Annotated in this window: 1 rRNA gene; it reads left to right on the forward strand. The window is 56.8% G+C overall.

From position 1 onward, the window contains the following. Positions 1–340 (forward strand): 23S ribosomal RNA (locus lacNas_RS07555); the annotation flags it as partial.

A 340-nucleotide genomic window follows, 5' to 3' on the forward strand; every position in this document is an offset into this window, starting at 1 on the left:
CTGTCCGCCGCAAGACTAAGGTTTCCTGGGGCAGGCTCGTCCGCCCAGGGTAAGTCGGGACCTAAGGCGAGGCCGAGAGGCGTAGTCGATGGACAACAGGTTGAAATTCCTGTACTGCACCGAATCGTTATGAGCGATGGAGGGACGCAGGAGGCTAGCAGCGCGTGGTGCTGGATACCACGTTCAAGCGTCAAGTCTGAAAGTGAGTCAAATGCTTGCTTTCTCAAGGACAAGGCGTGATGAGGAGCGAAATCACAGTAGCGAAGGCTGCGACGTCACACTGCCGAGAAAAGCTTCTAGCCAGAGACGGTGCACCCGTACCGCAAACCGACACAGGTAG

The sequence above is a fragment of the Lactobacillus nasalidis genome (assembly GCF_016587775.1).
Lineage (GTDB): Bacteria > Bacillota > Bacilli > Lactobacillales > Lactobacillaceae > Lactobacillus > Lactobacillus nasalidis.